At 61.2% G+C, this 24,353-nt stretch carries 19 protein-coding genes; 17 read left to right on the top strand and 2 right to left on the bottom strand.

Annotated features, from left to right (window positions below):
- Positions 1-22: 22 nt before the first annotated feature.
- Positions 23-2,773 carry a type VI secretion system ATPase TssH gene (tssH, locus tag NKH70_RS25060; RefSeq protein ID WP_352719876.1) on the bottom strand — a complete coding sequence of 917 codons (2,751 nt, stop codon included), beginning with the start codon at positions 2,771-2,773 and terminating at the stop codon, positions 23-25.
- 337 nt (positions 2,774-3,110) lie between these two features.
- Between tssH and tssA the strand changes: the two genes are divergently transcribed.
- From tssA to NKH70_RS25145, 17 genes are read left to right on the top strand one after another with little or no spacing between them, the layout of a single operon-like run.
- On the top strand, positions 3,111-4,289 hold the full coding sequence (tssA, locus tag NKH70_RS25065; RefSeq protein WP_352719879.1) for a type VI secretion system protein TssA: 1,179 nt from the start codon (positions 3,111-3,113) through the stop codon (positions 4,287-4,289).
- A gap of 6 nt (positions 4,290-4,295) precedes the next feature.
- Complete coding sequence (gene tssB, locus NKH70_RS25070; RefSeq protein WP_352665767.1) at positions 4,296-4,832, top strand: type VI secretion system contractile sheath small subunit; 537 nt, start codon at positions 4,296-4,298, stop codon at positions 4,830-4,832.
- Between the two features lie 2 nt (positions 4,833-4,834).
- Positions 4,835-6,337 (top strand): type VI secretion system contractile sheath large subunit, encoded by a 1,503-nt coding sequence (gene tssC, locus NKH70_RS25075; protein ID WP_352719882.1) that lies wholly within the window; start codon positions 4,835-4,837, stop codon positions 6,335-6,337.
- A 46-nt stretch (positions 6,338-6,383) separates the two neighbouring features.
- On the top strand, positions 6,384-6,845 hold the full coding sequence (locus NKH70_RS25080) for an Hcp family type VI secretion system effector (RefSeq protein ID WP_023678576.1): 462 nt from the start codon (positions 6,384-6,386) through the stop codon (positions 6,843-6,845).
- Positions 6,832-7,587 (top strand): type VI secretion system baseplate subunit TssE, encoded by a 756-nt coding sequence (gene tssE / locus NKH70_RS25085; RefSeq protein ID WP_352623471.1) that lies wholly within the window; start codon positions 6,832-6,834, stop codon positions 7,585-7,587. The genes NKH70_RS25080 and tssE overlap by 14 nt, the downstream gene beginning before the upstream one ends.
- Position 7,588: 1 nt before the next feature.
- Positions 7,589-9,463 (top strand): type VI secretion system baseplate subunit TssF, encoded by a 1,875-nt coding sequence (tssF, locus tag NKH70_RS25090; RefSeq protein WP_353026277.1) that lies wholly within the window; start codon positions 7,589-7,591, stop codon positions 9,461-9,463.
- Positions 9,427-10,494, top strand: a complete 1,068-nt coding sequence (gene tssG / locus NKH70_RS25095) for a type VI secretion system baseplate subunit TssG (RefSeq protein ID WP_352977996.1) — start codon at positions 9,427-9,429, stop codon at positions 10,492-10,494. The genes tssF and tssG overlap by 37 nt, the downstream gene beginning before the upstream one ends.
- On the top strand, positions 10,491-11,969 hold the full coding sequence (gene tagH, locus NKH70_RS25100; protein WP_353026278.1) for a type VI secretion system-associated FHA domain protein TagH: 1,479 nt from the start codon (positions 10,491-10,493) through the stop codon (positions 11,967-11,969). Before tssG ends, tagH begins: the two co-directional genes overlap by 4 nt.
- A gap of 3 nt (positions 11,970-11,972) precedes the next feature.
- Positions 11,973-12,428 (top strand): type VI secretion system lipoprotein TssJ, encoded by a 456-nt coding sequence (gene tssJ / locus NKH70_RS25105; RefSeq protein ID WP_352719892.1) that lies wholly within the window; start codon positions 11,973-11,975, stop codon positions 12,426-12,428.
- 39 nt (positions 12,429-12,467) lie between these two features.
- Entirely contained in the window at positions 12,468-13,802 is a 1,335-nt protein-coding gene (gene tssK / locus NKH70_RS25110) for a type VI secretion system baseplate subunit TssK (RefSeq protein WP_352719894.1), read from the top strand.
- A 4-nt stretch (positions 13,803-13,806) separates the two neighbouring features.
- A complete protein-coding gene (gene icmH, locus NKH70_RS25115; protein WP_352719896.1) occupies positions 13,807-15,129 on the top strand; it encodes a type IVB secretion system protein IcmH/DotU in 1,323 nt (440 codons plus the stop codon).
- Between the two features lies 1 nt (position 15,130).
- The gene (gene tssM, locus NKH70_RS25120) at positions 15,131-18,667 is read left to right on the top strand and encodes a type VI secretion system membrane subunit TssM (RefSeq protein WP_352719898.1); all 3,537 of its coding nucleotides are present in this window, start codon (positions 15,131-15,133) and stop codon (positions 18,665-18,667) included.
- Positions 18,649-19,209: a type VI secretion system-associated protein TagF gene (tagF, locus tag NKH70_RS25125; RefSeq protein ID WP_353026280.1), complete on the top strand. Its 561-nt coding sequence runs from the start codon at positions 18,649-18,651 to the stop codon at positions 19,207-19,209. Before tssM ends, tagF begins: the two co-directional genes overlap by 19 nt.
- The gene (locus NKH70_RS25130; protein ID WP_353026282.1) at positions 19,209-20,297 is read left to right on the top strand and encodes a DUF2169 family type VI secretion system accessory protein; all 1,089 of its coding nucleotides are present in this window, start codon (positions 19,209-19,211) and stop codon (positions 20,295-20,297) included. The genes tagF and NKH70_RS25130 overlap by 1 nt, the downstream gene beginning before the upstream one ends.
- Positions 20,294-21,301: a hypothetical protein gene (locus NKH70_RS25135; protein WP_352778905.1), complete on the top strand. Its 1,008-nt coding sequence runs from the start codon at positions 20,294-20,296 to the stop codon at positions 21,299-21,301. Before NKH70_RS25130 ends, NKH70_RS25135 begins: the two co-directional genes overlap by 4 nt.
- A 13-nt stretch (positions 21,302-21,314) precedes the next feature.
- Positions 21,315-22,397, top strand: coding sequence for a DUF4150 domain-containing protein (locus NKH70_RS25140; RefSeq protein ID WP_352778903.1), 1,083 nt, complete (start codon positions 21,315-21,317; stop codon positions 22,395-22,397).
- A gap of 8 nt (positions 22,398-22,405) precedes the next feature.
- Positions 22,406-23,275 (top strand): hypothetical protein, encoded by an 870-nt coding sequence (locus tag NKH70_RS25145; RefSeq protein WP_352778900.1) that lies wholly within the window; start codon positions 22,406-22,408, stop codon positions 23,273-23,275.
- Positions 23,276-23,303: 28 nt separating this feature from the next.
- On the opposite strand, the gene NKH70_RS25150 is transcribed toward NKH70_RS25145, so the two are convergent.
- A complete protein-coding gene (locus NKH70_RS25150) occupies positions 23,304-24,344 on the bottom strand; it encodes a HEAT repeat domain-containing protein (protein WP_353026283.1) in 1,041 nt (346 codons plus the stop codon).
- Between the last annotated feature and the right edge of the window lie 9 nt (positions 24,345-24,353).

Consider the following 24,353-nt stretch of genomic DNA (forward strand, 5'->3'; position numbering starts at 1 on the left):
GACGCCCGTAATATTCGCGCACTTATTCGAAGGAATAGGTAAACCCTTGGGCTGAGGCGCCAACCGTCACCTTCGTCATCTTTTCACCAGCGAGCGACCGGTTCAGCACGCCGCGGCTCAATTCCGGAAGAAGAGTGTTGGTCAGAATTGCGTCAATCATCCTGCCGCCCGATTCGATTTCCGTGCAGCGGGCCTTGACCAGATCCATGACACCATCGCCGATGACCAATTCCGCATGGTTGGTTGCGTGCAGCCGGCGAGCAATCTTGGCGAACTGGTGACGAGTGATCGCTTCAATCATCGAATCCGAAAGCGGGAAGTAAGGGATGGTCACCACCCGGCCGAGAAAGGCCGCAGGAAAGACCTTCAGCAACGGACTGCGCAACGCGGTGTCCAATTCGTCGAGCCCTGCCCGTTCCGCCCCGTTCCTTGTCCGGTCCATGATGACTTCGGAGCCGACATTCGACGTGAGCAGGATCAGCGTGTTCTTGAAATCGATCCGTCGGCCTTCACTGTCGTCCATCATCCCTTTATCAAAGACCTGGAAGAAGATTTCGTGCACGTCCGGATGCGCCTTCTCGACCTCGTCGAGCAGGATCACCGAATAGGGCTTGCGTCGCACCGCCTCGGTGAGAATTCCACCTTTGCCATAGCCGACATATCCGGGCGGCGCGCCCTTCAAGGTGGAGACCGTATGCGCCTCCTGGAATTCGGACATGTTGATCGAGATCAGGTTCTGCTCTCCGCCGTAGAGCGTTTCGGCCAGTGCCAAGGCGGTTTCGGTCTTGCCGACGCCCGAGGGACCGCAAAGCAGGAATACACCCACCGGCTTTTCCGGAGCGCCGAGACCGGCGCGGCTGGTCTGCACGCGCTTGGCGATCATCTCCATGGCGTGATCCTGTCCCACAACGCGCTCGGACAGAGTGGCCGCGAGCCGCAGCGCCTTCTCGGTCTGACTCGACAGCATCCGCCCCGTCGGGATGCCCGTCCAGTCCTGAACCACGGCCGCCACGGCGTTGCGATCGACCGATGGCAGGATCAGCGGTGTTTCGCCTTGCGCCTCGGCCAGTTCGCTCATCAGTTCGCGCAGCCGAGCGAGATCGGCAGCCGGATCGGGAGGCGGAGTACCATCTGCCGCCGGAACCTTCGTCCCGGCAGTGGACTGTTCGGTCCCTGGCACCTCGACGCTCTCTGTCTCAGTGGCGGCCTCCTGCCCTTCCACGGCATCGAGCGGCACGCCGTCACCGCGCAGCCTGGCACGCAGTTCGAGTATCTCGGCCACCAGCGCCTTTTCGCGCTCCCAGCGCTGCTGCGCGGCTGCGAGCGTGCGTTCGGTCTCGGCCAGTCCGGCCTCGACCCGTGCCTGCCGCTCGGCCACTTCGATGCCGATTGCAGCCTCGCGGCCGATAATGCCGCGCTCGACCTCCAGCGCCTGGCGACGGCGCATAATGTCCTCGACCTCGGCCGGCGTGGCGTGCTGCGATACGGCGACACGCGCGCAGGCGGTGTCGAGAAGGCTGACCGCCTTGTCCGGCAGCTGCCGCGCCGGGATGTAGCGATGCGACAGGGCGACCGCCGCGTCGATCGCCTCATCCAATATCTGGACCTTGTGGTGCTGTTCGAGAACGCCAGCCACGCCGCGCAACATGAGGATGGCAACCGATTCCGAAGGCTCGTCGATCTTTATCACCTGGAAGCGGCGGGTCAGTGCCGGGTCTTTCTCGATGTGCTGCTTGTATTCCGCCCAGGTCGTTGCCGCTATCGTGCGAAGTTCGCCGCGCGCCAGCGCCGGCTTGAGCAGATTGGCAGCGTCGCCGGTTCCGGCAGCACCACCGGCGCCTATCAGGGTATGGGCTTCGTCGATGAAGAGGATGACCGGCGCTTCAGAGGATTGAACTTCGTCGATTACGGCCTTCAGCCGTTTTTCGAATTCACCTTTTACGCTTGCGCCTGCCTGCATCAATCCGACGTCGAGCATGCGCACGCTCACTCCCTGCAGTGGAGGCGGCACATCGCCTTTGGCGATGCGCAGAGCAAAACCCTCCACGACTGCAGTCTTGCCGACGCCCGCCTCGCCGGTCAGGATCGGATTGTTCTGCCGCCGTCGCATCAATATGTCGACAATCTGCCTGATCTCCGGATCGCGGCCGACGACCGGGTCGATCTTTCCGTCGCGGGCGCGCTGGGTCAGGTCGGTGGCATATTTGGCCAGTGCCGAATCCCCGCCCGGAGCCCGCCGCGGCGCCTCTGTCGCGGTGACCGTTGGCGCAGCGCCGGCTTCGAGTGAGCCCTCCGTGACATCGGCGAAGCGCGCCACGACGGCGTCGGCGTCGATCTTGTCGAACTCGCCGCTGATCTTCGACAGCAGGCCTTCCAGCACCGGTGTCTTCAGGCAAGCAAGCAGAACATGTGCGCTGCGGACCTCCTCCACGCCGAATTCCAGTGTTGCCAGATTCCAGGCCTCCTGGATGGCGTGGAAGATATGGTCGGAAAACTCTTCGATCGAGGTTGCGCCATAAGGCAGCTTGTCCACCGCACGCGTCATATCGGCCGTAAGTCGGCTCGCATCCAGTCCCGCATCGCCGATCATCATTTGCACATCCGAGCGGTCGGAGAGCACCAGCTGCTCGATGAAGTGGACGAGTTCGACGTAGGGATTGCCGCGCAGCTTGGCACTGTCGGCCGCTGCCTTGAAGGCGCGCAACCCTAGAGGATTGAGCTTGCCGACCAGTTCCTTGCGCTTGAAACTCTGCGATGACCGGCGCTGTTCCATCGAACGTGCTCCTGCACTCTGCAAGTGGATAACCTGCCACATAAGCAGCCGCTTGACAAAGTGCGGGATGAACAAAGGTTTCAATGCCCGATTATGCGGGCTCCCATCATTGGTGGAAGATCCTGCATCGCCGGCCGCAAACAACGCGGGTCCTGACATCCCAGCACGACGCGTTCCTGGTCCAGGGCTCGCCAATCACGCCCCCGGATTCCACAATCAAGACAAGGCTGCATTAGCTTTTGTTAATTTTTTCCGCACTCGCTGAATTGTGGAAAAGCGCAACCGTGTGATAACGTAGGGGCAGGTCGGCCTCAGGGCCGGTGACTGGGGGATCGGTGTGATCGACGTCGCACTCTGGCTTGCTCCGCTCGACGGTGAAAATCCGTCGGGAGAGGATTTGCGTAACGATCCGGCGTTTCACGAACTGGAGCGCCTGACGGAGCCCCAGGTCAAGGTTGTTCATGACGGCAACAACAGGCCGGTCTCGCAAAGCACCATTCCCGTCGACTGGCCAGCAGTGCTCACCAAGGCCGAGGAATTGCGCGCGCGTGGCCGCGACCTGCGCCTGATTGTAATTGTCACACGCGCACTGGCCAACGAGCAGGGACTGGCCGGCTTGGCGCAGGGTCTGACGCTTATTGGGCGGACATTCGACCAGCATTGGGAAAGCATGCACCCGGCGCTGCGGCCCAACACGTCGCCTCGCGAGGCCGCCTTGCGCCGCATCAACGCGCTGCTCGATCTTCAAAATGGTCAGGACGGGCTGCTGGCCAACCTGCGGCAAATGACTTTCTTTGCGCCACGCTCGATCGGGCCGATCAGCGGACGCGACCTGGAACACGCTGCGCTCGACGACCGCGTCATGCTGCAAGAAGCAGCGTCAGGATTGAATGCGGCCGAAAAGGCAGCGCTTGTCAGTGCGCACGGACAACTGTTGAACCGGGTTCGTGCCGGGTGCGCGGCACAGGCGGATCAAGCCAATGAGGAAATGCAGTCGCTCATCGCCGATGCGCGCGCGGCGGTCGCGGCACTGGAAGCGGTCGAGACAGCCCTCAACGCTCGCCTTGAAGGCAGCGGCGGGACCACCATTCCGGAATTAAAACGGTTCCTGCAGCGTTTGCTGACAACCCTCGAGCGCAACTCGGCTGCCGGCGCGATGGCGAATGGCTCGGCAAAGCCGTCCCCTTCGCCTGCAGAACCGGTAATGCCTGCCCGAAACGGTCATGGAGCCGATACAATGGCAAGTGTGGCTAGCTACGCGGACTCGAGCACCGGACTCCCCGACCGGATTTCTTCGCGCGACGACGTGGTGAAATGCCTGGACCTCGTCGTCGCCTTTTATGACCGCACCGAACCATCGAGCCCGATCCCCCACCTCGCCCGCCGTGTTCGCCGGATGGTGCATATGGATTTTGTTGAACTGATGGAAGATCTTGCCCCGTCGGGACTGAAGGAGTTCCGGCTTCTTGCCGGCGTTCCCGATGCCAAGAAGACGGCTCAGAAGGATGAAAGGTAGCAAGCAATGCCAGCCGAAAGCAAAGCCAAGGTCATCGAACGAAATCGCGCGCCGCGGGTGCAGATCGCCTATGACGTGGAAACCTATGGCAGTCCAACGACCATCGAGCTGCCGTTTGTCATGGCCGTCATGGCCGACCTTTCGGGGGCTTCGCAGACGAAGGAAGCGGCGAAGTCGGTGCTGGACCGCTCCTTTGTCGAGACCGATGCGAACCGGTTTCCGCGTTTCATGGAGGCACTTGGACCACGCGTCAAAGCCCGTGTGAAGAATACGCTGCCCCAGGCTGAAGGCGCCGAGCGGGACGAGGAACTGGCGCTCGATCTTACCTTCACCAAGATGGGCGATTTCGCGCCCGACAAGATTGCCGAGCAGGTCCCACAATTGGCCGAAATCCTCAAGATGCGCCGCCAACTCGAGGAACTTCTCGGCTTCATGGACGGGCGCGTCGACGCCGAAAAGCGCATTGCGCAACTGCTGAACAATGAACCGCTTCTTGGCAAGATCGCCAGCCAGGCACTGGCGGACGACAAGGCAGGGGAATGACCATGGCCGAACAGCAAAAAACCGCCGCCGTCGCCGAGGCGGAAACCATCGATCTTGGAGAATTCAGCGGGCTCCTCGAGAAGGATTTCAAGGTCAAGAAGGACGACAGCGAAAAGCTCCAGCAATTGGTGCGCAATCTCGCACTTGCAGCGCAGACGCGCTCCGATACCACGACCATCTCGTCGAATGCGATCAAGTCGATCAAGTCGCTGATCGCCGGCATCGACAAGATGCTCTCCGAACAAGTCAACGAGATCCTGCACGCGCCGGAAGTGCGCGAAATGGAGGGCACATGGCGTGGCCTGTGGTATCTCGTCAACAATACCGAGACGGATCAGAAGCTGAAGATCCGGGTGATGAACATCTCCAAGGAGCAGCTGGCCGACACGCTTGAGGATTATGAGGGCCAGATGTGGGATCAGAGCCCGATCTTCAAGAAAGTCTACACGGACGAGTACTCAATGCTTGGCGGCGAGCCGATCGGCTGTGTGATTGGTGCGTACGAATTTTCCAACCACCCGCGCGACGTCGGTCTGCTGCGCAACATCTCCGGTATCTGCGCCTCAGCGCACACGCCCTTTATCGCAGCTGCGTCGCCTCGCCTGTTCCGCATGGACAGCTGGCAGGAATTGCCGAACCCGCAGGACCTGCAGCAGATCGTCTCCAACCCCGCCTATGCCTCGTGGCAGGCGCTGCGCGAGAGCGAGGATGCACGCTACATCGGCCTGACCATGCCTCGCGTTCTGGCACGGTTGCCGTATGGCACCGATACCGTTCCGGTGAAGGGCTTCACCTTCGAGGAGGAGGTACATGGCGATCATAACAAATACGTCTGGATGAACGCCGCATTCCCGATGGGCGTGAACATAAACCGCAGCCACAAGCTCTATGGCTGGGGCACGCAGATCCGCGGCGTCGAAAATGGCGGCACGGTCCTCAACCTGCCAGTGCACAGCTTCCCGACCGATGATGGCTCGATAGCGATGAAATGTCCGACGGAGGTCGCCATCGACGACCGGCGCGAGGCGGAGCTGGCCAAGCTCGGCCTGATGCCCATCCTGCATCGAAAGAACACCGATCTCGCCGCCTTCATTGGCGCCCATTCGCTGCAGGACGACGAGACAAGGGCGGGACGGCTGGTCGACCCCGATGCGCAGGCCAACGAGCGGCTGAGCGCCAACCTGCCCTACCTTTTCCCGGTCTCGCGCTTTGCCCACTACCTCAAGGCGATCGCGCGCGACAAGGTCGGTTCGTTCAAGGAGCGCTCCGACATGCAGATCTGGCTGACCGAATGGATCAACCGGTATGTGCTGGCCAACCCGGCCTTTGCCGACGACAAGGCGCGCGCCAAGCGCCCGCTCGCCGCCGCCGAGGTTCAGGTGGATAGCGTGGAAGGGCGCCCCGGCTACTACAATGCCCGCTTCTATCTGCGCCCGCATTATCAGCTGGAGGGTATCAATGCCTCGCTCCGACTGGTTTCGGAACTTCCGTCCGTAAAGACTTGATTTGCAGCAACAACATCTTGGTTTTTGAAAGCGGTGGAGAAAGACAATGCCCACAAATACGAAGATTGATGGCTTTCTAAAGGTTCCGGATATCAAGGGTCCAAGCACTCGAGATGGCCATGAGGACGAAATCGAAATCCATGGCGTCGATTACAAGATGATCGCGCCCTATGATCCAAATTCGCTCTCGCGTCGCGGTCGTGTGTCCTTGGGTATGATCAAGTTCACCAAGCACTATGACAAGTCTTCGCCCTACCTGAAAAAGGCGCTGTTCGAAAACAAGGCCCTGGACGAAGTCGTGTTTTCTGCACGGCGGACCATCGATGGCGAGACCAAGGATTACCTGGTCGTCACACTCACCGACGCCTCGATCATGGAATACGACATGTCGCAGGCCGAGGATGAGGAGGACCTGATCGAGGAAGAGGTCAGCTTTGCCTACAAAAAGATAAAGTTCGTCTACGACGACAACGACGAAATCGAAATGGATGTCTATGTCGGCAAGTGAGGCCCGGCGGCCCGGCGCGGACAAGTCGCTGGGTAGCGGCAGCTCGCGAGCAAAGCGCGAAGCGGTCCAGCCCTCTTTATGGGACCGCCTCGTAAACGATCTGCCGGGTATGACCTCCGAGATAGACGGGCTGCGCCAGGCACTGCAGGACGAGCTTGGCGCGGAGCGGCTGGACAATCTTGTTGCGGCCAGCGCGCGGCTCATCGACGCCGACGCGGAGTTGACGGCCGACCAGAAGCGGCGTCTCCATCGCCTGGCCTTTCAGAGCCAGCACCGCGCTGAAATTGAAAGCCGTGGCGTGGTGGTGTCGGCTCGTGTGCTCAAGGAAGCCGTGCGGCGCGATGTCGAGGCTTTGTTCAACACCGAGCGCTTCGAGGCCGTTCCGCTTCTTTCCGACCTTGAAAGCGAACAGGCCGCGGACAACCCGCCGTCGCTCGCCGATTTTCCGGAGGTGCGTCGCAGCGTCGTTAATTACGGAGTGCCTTCCTTCTCGGGCCGTTCCTCCCGCGACTTCGATCGCGAGGCGCTGGCGCGCGAGATCCGCTCGGTGCTTGCCACCTTCGAGCCGCGTCTCAAGGACAGTGCAACAAAGGTTACGGTAACCCTTGGCGACAAAACCGTGGGCCTGAAGATCGAGATAGATGCGGTGTTGATCATGACGCCGACGCCCGAACGCATGCGCCTGCGCACCACGATCAATCTCGATAACGGCTTGGCTCGGACCGAATTTAGGGAAGCCTGAGATGGATCGGGTCTTCGTAGAATATTACGAGGAGGAACTGATCCATATCCGTGCGCTCGCGGCAGAATTCGCCGACATGCATCCGGCGGTGGCGCGCAACCTTTCACTCGATACGGTCCCCTGTCCGGACCCCTATGTCGAGCGGCTGCTTGACGGCGTTGCTTTCTTGGCCGCGCGGACCCGGCTCAAGGTCGATGCGGAACGCTCGCGCTTCTCGCGCGCCGTCCTTGATGTTCTCTATCCTGACCTTGTCACGCCGGCGCCGGCAACGGCCATGGTAGTGCTCAAACCCGGCCAGCAGGTCCAGACAATGATTGGGGGCCATGTCGTCAAGCGCAATACGCGGCTGGTTTCCAGCCTCCAGCCTGGCCTTTCGACGCGTTGCACGTTCACCACCGCCCAGGACATCACGCTGTGGCCGATAGCCATTACCTCGGTCGGCTATTTTCAGGATCGTAGCGCCTTGGCGGCAGCCGGCATCACGCGGCTCGGCGGTGTGGATGGCGAGGCGGCGCTTCGCATCACGCTGGCCCGTACTGGAAAAGGCAAGCTCGATGAACTGTCGCTCGACCGGCTTGATCTTTACTTTGCCGCGCGCACCAAGGCACCACTGCTTTTCGATGCGATTTTCGGCGCCTGCTCAGCCGTTGGTGCACGACCGGAAGGCAAGGCCAACCCAATATCGCCGTTGCCGGTACCTGAAATGGTCGGCATCAGCGACGACGAGGCTCTGATGCCTCGTACACGTCCGACCTTCGAAGGATATCGTCTTCTGCGCGAATACTTCATGATGCCGGAGCGCTTTCACTATGCTCGGATTTCGGGGTTGCAGCCCATTGTGCGCAGATGCACAGCCGAGCTCGAGATCACCTTCATCTTCAGGCGTCCGGTGCCTGAACTTGCCGATCTGGCGGCGGCCGATTTTGAACTTTTCGCAACGCCGATCATCAATCTGTTCGAACGTGAGTGCAACGTCGTCGAGCTCGATCCGCGCAAGACGCGGCAGGTGCTGCATGCCGACCGCACGCGAGCGCGGGACTTCGAAATCTATCGGGTTACCCGCGTCGAGGACGCCGACAGCGAGGGGAGCGACGCCGCAATCCCGGAGCTCTTCAGCCTGGGACAGAACCGCGGCAGCGGTTGGGTTTATTCCACCGAACGGCGCCCACGTCGCCCGACGGAGGAGGAACGGCGCGACGGCCTCACCCGCACTTCATACACGGGCGACGACGTTTTCCTGGCGATTTCACGCCCAGCGGAAAATCCGCCTAACCGGCCGCTGAAGCGCGTCGACATCGTGGCGCTCTGCACCAACCGCGATCTGCCAATCCTTGACGACAACCCTACCTTGACGCTGGAAGCCGGCGATCCGGTCGAAATGATCCGGCTTCTCGGCGCATTGCGCCCGCCTCGCCCAGCCATCCCTGCAGCACTGCCGGCGGGCGCGGCGGGTGAATCGCGAGCCGACAATCTCGCCTGGCGGCTTGTAGCGCAGCTCGCGCTCAACTTTCTAAGCCTTGCAAAGGAAGGGCGCGGCGTCGACCCGCTGCATGCGCTGCTTGAGCTCTACGCCGACAGGGGTGACCCGAACCTCGCCCGCAATGTGCACTCGATCGTGCGCATCGACTCCCGGTCCGTCATCGAACGACTGCAGATCGATGGGCCGATGTGCTTCGGACGAGGCACGGAGGTGACATTGCATGTCGATCAGTCTGTCCTGGCGGGGCAGAGCACCTTGCTGCTTTCGGCCCTGCTGGCACGGCTGTTTGCCCGTCACGCTGGAATAAACGGCTTTGTGCGAACCCGCACATGGCTGCTGCAGAAGCAGGAGGATGTGCCATGGCCGATGACGCCCGGCAATCGCTACCTGATCTAGACAAGCCTGGCCTGGACCAGCCCGAAGAGCTGTCGGATGCGTTCGACTTCTTCGAGCTGTTGCGCCGACTCGAACGAAGAGGCGGGTTGTTCGGCTATTCAGGCCCGCCGGAGCGCGAACCCTCGCGGCTCGGGCAGCATGTTCGTCTCAGCTTTTCCGCCAAGGACTTGGCAGAATTCCGCGAAGCGACTGACAAAGCGCCCGCTCGGGTTACGGTCGCAAACATTGGTCTGATGGGACCTGAAGGTCCGATGCCTCTGCATTTGACGCGCTGGGTGCTCGATCGCCTGTCGCAACGCTGGTTCACCGGCGCCGATGCGCAGCAGACCAGCGACACGACCTTCATGGACTTCGTCAACATTCTTCAGAACCGCATGATTGGGCTGTATTACAGGGCGTGGGCGGATGCGCATCCGGCGGTTCAGGTCGAGCGCCCGGTAGGTGGGCGCGTTCGCGCCATGCTTGAAGCCATGGCGGGAATAGGGCTTCCCGGCACCCACAACCCCGAACTGGACGCCGTTAAGCTGCGCCAGGCCGCTTCGCTTGCCAATCAGGTCGACGGCCCCGAGCGGCTGACGCTGTTCCTGGCTGAGGCGTTCAAGGTGCCGGTCCAGATCAGGGAGTTCATCGCTGCCTGGATGACCATACCAGCCGCGCTCCAGACCCGCCTTGGCAAAGCCTACGCAGGGCTCGGTCGGGGAGCGACGATCGGTCCGCGTGTCTTCAACCGTCAAAGCAGGATCGAGCTCCGCGTCGGTCCGCTGGGCTATGAAGACTTCAAGGCGTTCCTGCCGGGTGGTCAGCGCCTCAAATTGTTCAAGCAGGCCGTTAGCGACATGGTCGGCGAATCGCTCGACGTCGATCTGCGCATCGTGCTGGCGCGCGATGCCGTTCCGCCGCCGCGTATTGGAACCGTGCAACTCGCCCGGACCGCGTGGCTTGCGCGGCCCGCTGAAAGGGGCGATGCTGACGACATGCGGCTGCGGACATTAGTCGGCTGGCGGCAGGAAGGGGCGGAGGTCGCGGCATGAGTCTGCTGCTGACGCTGGAGCAAGGGCCACGCACCCAGGCGGTACGGCAGACCCGGCTTGACGAGGGGGAACTGGTGATCGGCCGCAGCGCGGATGCCGGCTGGCAGATCGACGATCCCGACATGTTCGTTTCACGCGCCCATTGCAGGATCACTGGTGGGCGCGATGGATATTTCGTCACTGATACGTCGAGCAGCGGATTGTTCATAGACGACTCCGACAGCCCGCTCGGCGCCGGCAAGTCGGCGCGTCTTCGCAATGGCATGCGGCTGAGACTGGGCGATTACATCGTGTATGTCGATCTGCAGACGTCGAGCGCCCAAGCCACAGCAGCAGCAGCCGCAGGGCCAGTTCCGGAGCGCTTGCCGCCGGCGTCTCGGGCGCCGGTCAGCATCGGCCGTGACGATTTCTTTTCAGCCACCGTGGAAGAAGAGCCGCAGCGGCCACGTCCAGCCGAGCTGCCGAACCCGTTTGAGCAGCCGATCCCGGGTGCGTTCGAACGCGCCAATTCCAGACAGCGAAGCTCGCCTGCTTTCGACGACCCGTTCAGCCTCGATCCGGTTTCAACGCCCCTGTCAAAAAGCGCCGACGCCTACCTGGAACCAGACAGCACACCCAGCCGCGCGGACCCATTCGGCCTCGATCCTATGTCGTCCCCGAACGGCGCAACGGAGCCCGCGACGGCAAAGATGCCGGAATTCAATGACGATTTCGGTTTTGGGCCTGCCGCGGCGCCCAGCCCGGGACGCGATGCGGGCTCGACCGGTCAGCGCGAGCGCGACGCCCAACCACTGCAAGCGGCCAATCCCTGGGACCTGCCCGTGCGAGCGGCAGATGCCCCTCCCCCAATGCGGGCAGGCGCAGCCGCCAGCTCCGCCCGCCAGCCGCCCGCGAGGCAGCACGCCGACATGGCGCTTCGCACCGCATTCCTGCGCGGCATGGGCATCGCGGAAGCCGATTTTCCCGGGCGCGACGCCGTCGCCGAGATGGAGAAGTTCGGTCGCGAATATCGGCTTATGATGGAAGGATTGATGCAGCTGCTGCGCAAGCGTGCCGAAGAAAAGGGAAATGCCCGCGTTGCCCAGACAATGGTCGGAGCCTCCGAAGTCAATCCACTCAAGTTTCTTCCGACGGTCGACGACGCAATCGTGACGCTTATTGCCGAACGCAGCCCCGGATTTCTCGCCGGCGAAGCGGCTATCGCGGATGCGGTTCGCGACCTGGCACAACATCACGTGCGCGCCTGGCGCGGCGTGCAGGCCGCCTTGCGGCGGATGGTCGACCGTTTTGAGCCGGCAGCCATCGAAGCAGAGCTGAAATCGAGTTCCGCGATCGGCACGCTGTTGTCAGGCGGGCGCGGCGCCAAGCTGTGGGAGCTCTACCAGAAACGCCATCGTGAAATCGCCGAGAGCGCGGAAAAGAGCTTTCTCGGCGAAATCGGCGCCGATTTTCGTGATGCATATGAGGAGGAGTAAGACATGATCGATCGACGCGAATTTATCGTTGCCTTGGGTGCGACCGGGCTGCTTACGGCCTGTCAAAGCGCCGGGCCGCCAAAACCGTCGGTCATCACGGTGAAGCTGTCAGGGGCGGCCGGCATGAACCCTGGACCAGGCGGCGGCGATCGGCCAGTGACGGTGCTGGTCATGCGGCTGCGCAGCACCGGTAAGTTCAATTCCGCCGACTACTTTGCCTTGCAGGGGGATGCCGGCTCGGCACTGGCAGGCGATCTCATCGGATCCGACCAGATTGCCGTCGGGCCTGGAAAAACCGCGACCAAGACCATTACGGTTGAACCGGATGCGACGGCCCTGGGCTTCGTTGCACTCATCCGTGAGCCTGGAGGGCGAAACTGGCGGACGACAAAATCGGTTTCGCCCGGATCAAACTTTACGATCAATGTCACACTCGGCAGCGGCGGCATTTCCGCCTGACGGCCAAGGCAAGGGGAGCTCGATGCAGAGAGTAGGCGGATGAGCGATGCAAACAGGGTGCTGTGGTCCGAGGGCCTTTTCCTGCGGACCCAGCATTTCCAGCAGCAGGATCGTTTCTTGGAGGCGACTGTGCGCGGCGCGTTGCAGGCCGGCCAGCTGCATACGTTCGGCTTTCAGCAATTGACCCTGGATAAGGCATTGCTCGATGCCGGCCAGATCTCGATCCTGTCTGCACGAGGCATTTTCCCGGACGGAACCCCCTTCTCCATTCCGGATCTGATGGACGCGCCGCGTCCGCTGCCGGTCACCTCGGATACAGGCGCCGGCCCGGTGCTGGTCGCCTTGCCGCTCGAGCCGGCCGGCGGCGTTGGCTTCGATCCCGCGCATGCGCCACCCAGCGGTGCGCGCTATCATGGACGGATTGTTTCGGTGCGCGATGCCGTCCAGGGCGGTGCAGACCCCGAAGAAATCGAAATCGCCCGGCCGCAATCGCTGTTGCTTGCACCCGGCAAATCGGTCGGCGGCTATACCGCCCTGCCTATAGCCGACATCAAGGGGGTTCGTGCCGATGGCGGCGTTTCGCTGGACGAGACGTTCCTGCCACCGGCCCTGGTTACTGGTGCAGTGGCCTGGTACCGGCAATTGCTTCTGGAAGTCGTCACGGGCCTTGACCAAATCGCCGAGGCGCATGGCAAGATGGTCATGGGCGGGCCAGGGCGCAGCGTCGAAGACCTGTTGATGCTCAACCTCGCCAACGCGGCGCGTCCGCGACTGGCCCATATGCTGGCGCAGGATGTTTTCCATCCGGCCGAACTTTACCTGGAACTGGCCGGGCTTGCCGGTTCGATGGCGACCTACGGCTCGAGCGCGCGGCGACTGGGCGAGCTGCCGGCTTACAATCACATGGCGCCCGGCCCACCGTTTTCGGCGCTGGCGGATGCATTGCGCTCACTGATCCTGAGCCTGCGCTACATCGAGCCGAAATCGCGCGCGCTGCCCGTTATGCGCCATTCGACCAATGTTTGGAAAATCCGCATCGACAATCCGAAGCTGCTGGTGGCCAGCCGGATCGTCATCCGGGTCGGTTCGGAACTGTCGGAGGACGCGCTACGCAAGATATTCGTCAACCAGGCGACTGTGGGCTCGGCTGATGAGTTCGAAGGCCTGTGGAAGTCCCGCCTGCCCGGCATCCCGCTGAAACCGCTTCATTCGCAACCTCGCGAGATTCCTTACGACGGCGATCGGCTGTGCCTTGAGCTCGACCAGAAAAGCGAGCACTGGGCATCGCTGCTCGGTGCCCCAGGCTTCGTCATTGGCGTTTCGGGTGTACTGCCGAGCGAACCGCAGGTGGACTGCTATTCGGTGAACAGGTGAAACCATGAGCCGGGATGATCCTTTCGGGCTGTCGGAGGATCGCGAACGCACTCGCATCAGGCTGACCGGCACGCCGATGCCGCGACCGATGGCGGCATCCTTGCCGGGCGGGCCGGTAAAACGCTCGCGCACCCACCCGAACGGCCTTGTCAACGCCTTCGCGCCCCTGCTCGAGTTTGCGCCTGAGCTTGAAAGCGCGCTGCCACCGGAGAATCCGGAAGTGTTACGCACTCGGCTGCTCGAAGAACTGGTTCGGGCACGCGACACGGCAATGGCGGCGGGGTCGTCGATGGAACGGGCCGATCAGGCAGCCTGGGTGGTGGCGGCCTTGCTCGACGATCTGGCCCTGAACACGCCCTGGGGCGGGGCCAGCGCGTGGCCGCGTCAGCCGCTTGTGGTCATGTTGCGCGGCGATGTCGACGCCGGCACGCAGTTCTTCACACGGCTCGACGAACTGGAACGCCATCCGAACCGAGATCGCGAATTGCTGGAACTCCAGTATGACTGCCTGGCACTGGGTTTTCGCGGCAAGTATCGCGTGCCCGGCCGCTCGGGCGATCGCTCGCTCAATGCCGTTCGGGTTGCCGCGGCACGTTTCCTGCGCGATGCTGACGCCGAGAATGCGCCGCTGTCGCCGAACTGGAAGGGCGTAATCGCATCCGACGAGCCGCAGCGCTTCATCGTTCCGATCTGGGTGATGGCCCTTGCCGCGGCGGTCATCGCCACCGCGACCTATGTCGGGCTCTCAATGGGACTAAGCAGCCAGGCGGTGGAGCTTTCGGCCCTGGTCCGCGCCTTGCCGCCGCCGACCCGTGGCGACATCAGTCGCGTGTCGCCAACGGTCGATGTCCCGCCGCCGGAGACTGTGGATTTTGCACTGCTGCCCGAATTTGAGGCCGGGGCGCCGGGCAATCTGAGATCGGCTCTCAGCGGCACGGAGAGCGTTTCACTGGCCAAGCTGGTCATCCAGGCCTCCAACCCCGAACTATTCCAGTCGTCGCGGCCAACACTGACGGAAGGATTCGAGCCGCTGATCGGCTCGATCGCCAAGGTGATCCTCGCCAATCGTGACCTGATCGGCAACATCACTGTGGTCGGACATACGGACAGCGTTCCTCTGCAAAGAACCAATCCGCTGTCGACCAACCAGCGACTGTCAGAGGCTCGCGCCCAGACCATTGCCGACATGCTGGTACAAAACGGAGTGCCGCAGGAACGCGTCCATTCCGAGGGCCGGGCAGCCACGGATCCAGTGGCCGATGACGGCACGCGCGAGGGCCGGGCTCTGAACCGGCGCGTTGAGGTGCTGGTCGAAAAGAGGCTGTGAGATGTTCATCCTGCGCTTCCTCTGGGCGGTCCTGACATCGCGCTGGCTGTGGACACTGATTGGCATCACGCTGCTTTCCTTGGTGATCTGGATATTCGGGCCGATCGTCAGGGTCGGACCTTACGACCCTTTCGCCTCGGACAATGTGCGCATCGTCATCATCGCGCTGCTGGTCATCTTCTGGCTGATCTGGCTGATCGTTGCCCAGCGTCGGGCGATCCGTGCCAACCGGATGTTCGTCGCCGAAATCGCCGCGCCGGCGGTAGAGAAGCCACTCAGCCCCGGCGAAGAGAATGTTGCTGCCGTCGGAGCCAAGTTCGCTGAGGTCATGGCCGAGTTGAAGCGCCGCAAACTGGGCGGTCGCAAGTTCCTGCGCGAGATGCCCTGGTACGTGATCGTCGGGCCGCCGGCCACCGGCAAGACCACAGCCTTGCGGCAGTCGGGGTTGAACTTTCCGATCGACCTGACCGACGACCTGCAAGGGGTCGGCGGCACGCGCAATTGCGATTGGTTCTTTTCGGAGAGCGCCGTTCTGATCGACACTGCGGGCCGCTATGTCCAACAGGAGAGCCAACCCGACGTCGACGCGGTGGAGTGGCTGGGCTTTCTCGACCTTTTGAAGAAGCACCGGGGCCGTCGCGCGCTCAATGGTGTGATCGTCGCGCTTTCGATCGATGTGCTTTCGGAGGGCGACGACGCCATCAAGGCGCATGGCCGCAAGATCCGCCGTCGGCTGGCCGAACTCAACGATCGCCTCGAAATCCGCCTTCCCGTCTATCTGATGCTGACCAAAGCCGACCTGATCAAGGGGTTCGAGGCTTTCTTCGGCGGTTTGTCGACGGCTGCGCGCGAGCAGGTCTGGGGGACGACGTTCGCACTCGATGCGCATGTCGATGCAAAGACCATCGAGCGGGAAATCGCGACGTTAGCAACCGAGCTCGAGCGGCGGCTGGTGCCCCGGCTGGAGGACGAAGACAAGCTTGCTGCCCGCGCCGAAATCTTCAGGTTTCCCGCCCAACTCGCCAGCCTGTCCGAGCCGATCCAGGTACTGATCGAGGCGATGTTCGGCGAAAGCCGGTATGAGGAGGCCGCCTGGCTGCGTGGCCTTTATCTGACATCGGCGACCCAGGAAGGGGCGCCCATCGACCGGCTGACCGCGGCGCTGTCTGCCTCCTTCGGTCTTCCGCCGCGCCGGGCGTTGGCCGCGCCGCGTGTCGAAAAACGCAGCTTCTTCCTGAAGAACCTGCTTACAGAAGTCATCTTCAAGGAAGCCGGCCTCGGCACCTTCGATCCGCTGGCGCAACGCCGCCGCGCCTGGATCTGGCGTGGCGCGGCCGCCGCATGTGCCGCAGCCGCCCTACTGGTCAGCGGGCTGTTCACCTGGTCCTATTACGACAACCGCAACGCGATCACGGCCCAGGCAAGCCAGTTCGAGGCGCTGCAAACGCCACTGACCTCGGCCGCGGCAAACCCGGCATCCGTAGAACAGCCCGCGATCGATGGCGCCCTCAGTGCGATGGATGAGGTCGCAAATGCCCGTACCCCGCCGCCTGGCGCAGCACAGGATTTGCTGGGGCCATCAGCCTCGGCGGAACTGGTGCGGGCACAGACCGACACTTACGACCATGCTTTGCGCAACGTTCTCGAGCCGCACATGGTGGCGCTGCTCGAGGCGACGATGTGGCGGCAGATCCGCGATCCGGACTTCATGCTTGGCGCGCTGAAGACCTATCGCATGATGACCGGCCTTTCTCAGATGGATCCGGATTTCGCCCAGGACTGGTGGGTGAACAAGCTGCCTGAATTCGCCGCGGCTGCCCCCTTTCCGACAGCTGACGCCGAAGAGCACCAGCTTGCCGCGATCCGTCGCATGGCGGTTGACGCCAGTTATATCGCCCCGGACCAGGCGTTGGTTGCAGAGGCACTGAAAACCGTCTGTACGATTTCCTTGCCGGCGCGTGCCTATAAACAACTGCTGGCCGACCCGGCGGTGACTGCGCTCAAGGAATGGATTCCTGCCAACTTCGCCGGCCCCAACGGCGCAAAGGTCTTTGCGCGGCGTTCCGACAAGACGCTTCGGGTCGGCATTTCGGGAGCGTTTACCTATGCCGGCTTCCATGACGCCATTCTCGACCGGGTTGAGGATGTCGCCGCCCAGGCAGCACTCGACCGGGCGGTGTTCGCCGGCGGTTGCTCGGAAAATTCCGAAACCTCGGTGTCAGCGCTGTCAGAGGATATTCTGAAGCTCTATTACGACGACTATATCGCGCAATGGGACAGCTTCCTGCGCGACATGAGGCTGGCGCCATTGACCGACCTCAACGTCGCCAGTGAGAACCTCAAGGATCTTTCAAGTGCCGACTCCGCGCTGAAGCGCTTGGTCACCGCGGTGGTCCAGGAGACCGAGCTTACGCGGTCCGATGACGCGCCGGCAAACGACAAGGCAGCGGCGGCAGGTGGCTCGAAACTGCTTGGCAAGCTGGGCAAGCTTGGCAAGATCGTAAAAACCGGAGCAAAGCTTTTGCCGCGTGCCGGCTCCGCCGACGAAGTGGATCTTACCGGCAGTCTGGTGGCCGAGCATTTCAAGCCGCTCAGGGGCGCCATCGCCGAGGTCGACGGTCAGCCGCCGGCGCTCGACGCCGCCATTGTCGCGCTGACCGCACTGTCCAATGTGCTGCAGACCGTGACGGCCAATCCCGATCCTCAGGACGCCATCAAGAAACAGGGCGGCCTTGCCGAACTGACTGGAGCGGTTGCCAGGCAGGCGCAGATCCTGCCCGACCCGATCGATGATTGGTTGGGCGGTATTGCCGGCGATACGAGCGGGCTGACGCAGAAGGCGGTCACCTCGGAGCTCAACGCCATCTGGCGCGCCGACATCCTGCCGTTCTGCCAGGCAGCACTCAACAACCGCTATCCCTTCAGCCCTGACAGCGCCGTCGACGTCAATGTCCGCGACTTCGCCCGCCTGTTCGGACCGGCAGGCCTGATCGACACCTTCATTAACGACCACCTGATCAGCTATGTCGACACGTCAGCGCAGCCATGGAAATGGCGCGCCGATTTCGGCCTCGACCCGTCGGCACTGGCCGCGTTCGAACAGGCAAGGCGGATCCGCGATGATCTCTTTCCCGGCGGTTCAGGCCCGCTGATGAGCTTCACGCTCGAACCGAAGGACCTGTCGCCCAATGTCGCGCGCGTGACGCTCAACCTCGATGGGCAGAATCTCGTCTACTATAACAATGCAACGAGGCCGCAGCCGATGACGTGGCCCGGCAAGGACGGCACAGGGGTCATCTCGCTTGCCTTCCAGCCGATCGATGGCTCGCCCGAAATCTTGCTCAACGAGACCGGCAGCTGGGCGTGGCTGAGAATGTTGCGCAGCGGTCGCTTCACCGGCACCTCGCTGTCGGACGTCTACAGCCTGCGCCTGGGCACCAAAGGGATGTATGCCGACTTCCAACTCAAGGCTGCCAGCGTCGAAAACCCTTACAACCTGCAGATGTTCAAGAAATTTTCATGTCCGCCACAGATATGATCCTGCCTGGCTTTTACGGCAAAATGCCCGCGACCGGCGATTTTGTCACCCGGCGGCTGCCGGGAGATTTTGTTCGCGCCTGGGACCGCTGGCTGGCGCAGCATGTCGTCCCGCTCATTGGCTCGGAATCCTGGGCGCGCGGCACACCGCTGCGGTTCCTGACCGGTCCGGATTTTCTCGGCGCATCGGCAGGCGTCATCGTGCAGAGCGCCGACAGAGTTGGCAGGCAGTTCCCGTTGAGCGTCGTCGTGCAGCTTTCCGAGGCTCCCGTCGAGCTAGCGTATGCCGATGCATGGTTTGCCGAGATCGAAAAGGTGGCCATCGCCGCCCAAGACGGCGAGCTGACGCCGGATGAATTGGATGGCGCGCTGGCTGCGCTACCAGTGCCGCAGGTTGAGCCGGGCGAAGAGCTCATCAGCGATATGGCGATGTGGACAGCGCGTTCGGACATTTTCGACATCGACCCGCTGTCGCCGCAGACGACGTTGGAACAAATCTTTGCGGAGAGCTGGGAGACCAGCTTATACGGGGGCGAACACTGATGTTTGTTAGCGGCAATACCACGCCATTTTTGGCAGAAGCTTTTCCCTATCAGGACAAGCACTGCGTAAGACACTGTGTGGCTGTCGTCCGCGCTACATTCGATGTCGATACAGACGGAAAATGCACGCCCAGCAAACAGCAGTCGCCATTCGTCTATTCCGATACGCACTATGGTGACCCGGAAACGACTTCAATTCGAGTCGAGACAGACTTTGTCCCTGTCAAGCCGAAGTGCGAGGTTCTGCTCGACGCAGCGGCAATGGCGCCGGGCGGGCGACCCATTGAGTCGCTCGAGGTAGGACTATTTGGACCCAACCTACAAAAACGTGCAATCGTAACCGGGCAGCGGCGTTGGTTCCGGGGCGGCCTTGGCATTCAGGCGTCGCCGCCGACTCCGTTCATATCGATGCCACTCGCCTGGCATCTTGCTTTCGGCGGCACCGACCGCACCAATCCTGATCCCGCCAAGCATAGCAGCGATGCTGTCAACCCGATTGGCACCGGCTATCTGGTCGGCCAGAGCAACATCGACGGAACGACACTGCCTTGTATCGAGCACCCGCATTCGCGGATGCGCATCTGGAACGACCGACCGCGCCCGATCGGCTTCGGCCCTGTACCGCGCTTCGCGAAGGAGAGAGCGCTATATGCTGGCACATACGACAAGCATTGGATGGACAACGTCTTGCCCTTCCTGCCGCACGACTTCGACGACCGTTATTTCCAGGCGGCGCCGCAGGATCAATGGGTGGATCAGCTCACCGAAGGTCTGATGTTCGGCTGCCTGAACATGAACAAAAGCGGGAAGTTCAAGGTAAGACTGCCTGCGCTCTCGATCCCGGTGCGTTTCCTTTTCAATGACATAACCGAGTCCAGGGCATTGCGCCCTGACACACTGGTCCTTGTGCCCCACGAGAACCGAATCGTGCTTGTTGGACGGGTTGCGACGAAGTTGCCGCGTAAGATGACCAAGCTGCAAGAAGTTCATGTCGGTGTAAGCCTTATCCCGGAGGACGGCGACAAGCCGCACTATGCCGGCTTGGCAGTGGCCATCAAAGAACTCAAGAAAATGCGGCGCTGGTCGTGACCGCAATCTCCTGTCTCAGCCTCGTCTCTCCGGTCGGTTATTCTCCCGCTAGTGCGGTCGCGGCGATGCGCGCGGGTATTGCGGCCTTTGGTGAGTTGCCATACCGCGACGCTAATGGTGAGGCGATTCTTGGTGCTGTTGTTAATGCATTTGCGCCTGATTTGCGGGGCCGAGACCGACTTTCCGCACTGGTAGAGTTCGCAATTGATCAGTTGGATCCCGACGCTACTGAGGCGTTGCCTTGGGGGCAGATGCCGCTGATCCTGTGCACGCGGGAGCCCGAGATGCCCGGGGGCCGGATAAACGGCATCCTCGGCGGTATCACGCTACCGCACGGAGCGCCGCTGGCCGGTCCGAAATCGGGACATATAGCAGCCGGCCCGATTTCAGCCTTCGCGGCAATTTCGCGTGCCCGCGACCTGCTGCAAAACCGTGACGTGCCCGCTTGCATCGTTTTGGCCGTGGACAGTCTCATCGATGCGCGCACCCTCGGCTGGCTGGATGCCAGGGCACGCTTAAAGACCACAATCGAGACCGACGGTCTTATTCCCGGAGAAGGTGCCTGCATAACCGTTGTCAGCCGGCAGCCAATTACCCAGAGCCACGTTATCGTAAGGGGTCTTGGGCTCGGTCGTGAAACAGCAACAATTTACAACGAGGAGCCTCTCCGCGCCAATGGCCTTACCGCAGCGCTGAAGATCGCCTTGGAAGAGGCCGGCGTGCACATGCATGACGTGGCATTCCGCCTGTCCGATGTCGCGGGCGAGTCTTATGCGTTCGAAGAGCTCGTTCTTGCCCAGATGAGAACGATGCGAAAAACCCGGCCTGAACAACCGGTGTGGCATGCGGCCGACTGTATCGGCGACAGCGGGGCGGCTGCCGGCCTTATCCAGTTTGCCTGGGCGGAGCAGGCCTATAAGAGAAACTATGCTCCTGGAGCAATCGCAGCGCTGCATGGAAGCTCAAGCTTCGGTGGCCGGGCCGCCGCCATTGTGACAGCGTAGGGCGGGGCAACAGGTGACGAAAGACGTCTTCGCGGAAAAATGGGAAATTGCCGGCAAGAACGGCATGAACCAGTCCATCGCCCGGTTCCCAGATGTTTGCATGTCACCGCCCTCGCCGCCGGCGGGTCCAATTCCCGTTCCTTACCCCAACACGTCCTTTTCAAGTGACCTGAAGGAAGGCTCCGAAACCGTCTATATCGGAGGCAAGCCCGTCGCGCTGGCACAGAAATCTTACTACAAAACATCCCCGCTCGGAAACGAGGCCGCAACCCGCACGTTCGGGGCATCGGTCATTACGCACCAGATCACAGGAAAGACCTACTTCCAATCCTGGTGCATGAGCGTGAAATTCGAGGACAAGAACGTTTGTCGTCACATCGACCTGACAACGAGCAACCACGCATCACATGTTGGAGCCACACCGCCTCAGCCTTCAAGAGAGACGCAGAATTTTAAGCAAGCGAAGAAGGCAGTCGAGGCTGGTAAGTGCCCTTGCTGTGGTCTTAATCTCCACTCCTGGCAGAAAGACCCTGCAACCAACAAGGCCTACCCTGTGATGAAGGAAAACGACTTCTGGAAGAAGAAGGTCGCGAGTATCAAGCCAACTAAGGCCACCGAACAGGCCCATTTATCAGGCGTTCTTAAAAAGATGAATAGGCTGAAAGCGAAAAACAGGCGTCTGGCCAAAGAAGGAAAGCCCAGTTGTCCGAATGTGCACAAGGCAGACAATCAAGGTTGCGCCTTGTACTTTGACATTCCCAAAGGTGCGCGAATACCTTCTCTTGCAACCCCAGCCAAGCCGGCGGGTCCGACGCCCGCACAGGCTGCTTATGATGCATTCACGCCTCTTAAGAAAACCCAGGTCACAAGAGCATGGGAAAGAGTTACGAAACAAACAGTTCCGGCAGCCCCACCAGCAGGAAGCCCGCCAGGTACACCCAATCCGGGCAAACTCAATCACAAAACCCCGAGGATGGCGGGCGGCTGCAACAACAAAGGCAATGTCGTTCCGCAGCATTTCATGGACTACCCGGAATGCAATGAGATCGAAAACTTACAGAGTGAGCTCGAAAAAGTAAATGATCTTCTTCCGTAGGCGTACATATGGCTAAATACCCGAAAATTTCTGACTATGACTTCCAGGACCTGGCTGTTGGATTTCACATCAACAAGCTCGATCTTCAATCACTTGATTTGGCAGAACTTCTCTCCAGCAACAGGCTTTGGGAGAGAATTGCCGGCCAATTCCTCGCCTGTGAACGAGGAAGATTTACAGACCTCTCGAAACTCGGGCCGCTAATAAGGGAAAATCCCCTATACGTGGTTTGGCATGCCGCATCCACACTTTCTGGATATGCAGGAACAATTGAAATCGTTTTGGACGTTTTTAACTATATAGAAAACAAGGACTCCGATAATTACTTGTACTTTTTGGCGATGGCATTGGGTGCTACATCCAATATTAGGGCGATTGATCGTCTCTTGGACCTCCACAATAGAGCCTTAGATATCGAGCCGAGGCGCCAGATAGAACGTGAACTCTCCTATTTGCTCGAAGCAGATGACAACGCAATCATGGCTGGCGCCACTGAGGAGCTCGAGGATGGGGAGAGGATCAATCGCGAGGCATATTTTCCTCGCGTTGCAAGTTCGCGCGGCAACCTGATCCAGAAGATTGCGTCACCCGAAGTGCCCATCTTCGGGGGGGAAATACTTGATATTGTAAATATTGCAAAGAGCATGCTTGGTAGAATACGCTCGGGGATTGGTGACTTTCAATTGGGGCGGCTCTATCGCGAACGACTGCTCTTCGAAGCGACGACGGGCGTCAACTGCTCGGGTTTCTTCAATGAGGAGGCCGACCTGAATCCGCTTCAGGCCGCCGGCATTCTTGAGACGTTCCTCGAGAGCAATGACGTACACAAATTTGCATCAGGTCAGCGTTACTTTTTCGGCCATCCGATTGCGACCTGAAAACTCCAGCGGGTTGACCCTCCGTGCTCTACCGCGTGACCAGCAGGCCGGCTGCCCTGCCCCAGGCTTCGACCTTGTCCGCTAAAGGCACTTTCGCCATGCCGTCGACAAAGCATGCGAGAAAGGGCTTTCCGGCCTCTGTGGCGTCGATGGTGAAGAGATCGCCATCTTCCCTCGCCTCGGGAAACAGCTCGAGAAACGCGGCGCCGGCAGCAATTGCCAGCTGCGGCTCGCGCATGCGATCAACCAGCCAATTCAATACTCTGCGGTCGCCCAGCATTCCGATGCCGCGCACCGCAAGCGGTGCCGTCACGGGGGCAGTCATCATTCGGCCCATCCATGCACGAACTTCCTTTTCGGGGCCTGCCTTCACAACGGCGCGCATAGCAACTAGCGCATTTACTCCAGCAGTAGGCACAGCCTTCTTGAGGTTGTCGCGTGCGGCATCGCCGGAGCCAAGTTCCGTCAGAGCCCAAGCCGCCCACAAACGCACGAATTCGTCGCGATCGACAAGTCGATCGAAGAGCTCGCGTGCGAGGTCCGTCCGTTTCAGCGTGCCGGCCAATCGTGCGCTCGTGGCACAAACCTTGGCATCTGAATCACGAACCAATCGTACAAGAATGTGCTTAGGATCCACGCTATGTTCCTGGCAAGCCGAAACGGCCAGCAGGCGTTTGAAGGCATCGCCGCTGCCTATCCATTCGCGCACAAAGGGAGCAATCGTCATTGCATCATGCCAGGCGAGAGCTCCCAACAGGCCAGGCGTACTGTCTGGAGCGAGACGTCCAAATTCGACCACCTGGCCGACACGCCCGTTGTCCATCAGCTCGAGCGCAGCCCAGCCCAAGGCAAACAGCTCGCCCTTTTCAGAGAAGTCTTCATATTGCTTCAGCAAAAACGGCCAGGCACTCGCACTTGCGATTCGCAATCCGTCTAAGTTGATTGCCAGACGCTGACCTACGCTGTCGATAGCTTTTGGGTCCGGGGGATCACTTGCCAACAAATTGTCACGCTGCGCCCAGAGGAATGCAGCCCGCTCCGCATGCTGGCGAACGATATCCGTTGCCACACGTCTCTT

Origin of the sequence: Mesorhizobium sp. M0991, from assembly GCF_040318915.1 — a bacterium.
Classification (GTDB): domain Bacteria; phylum Pseudomonadota; class Alphaproteobacteria; order Rhizobiales; family Rhizobiaceae; genus Mesorhizobium.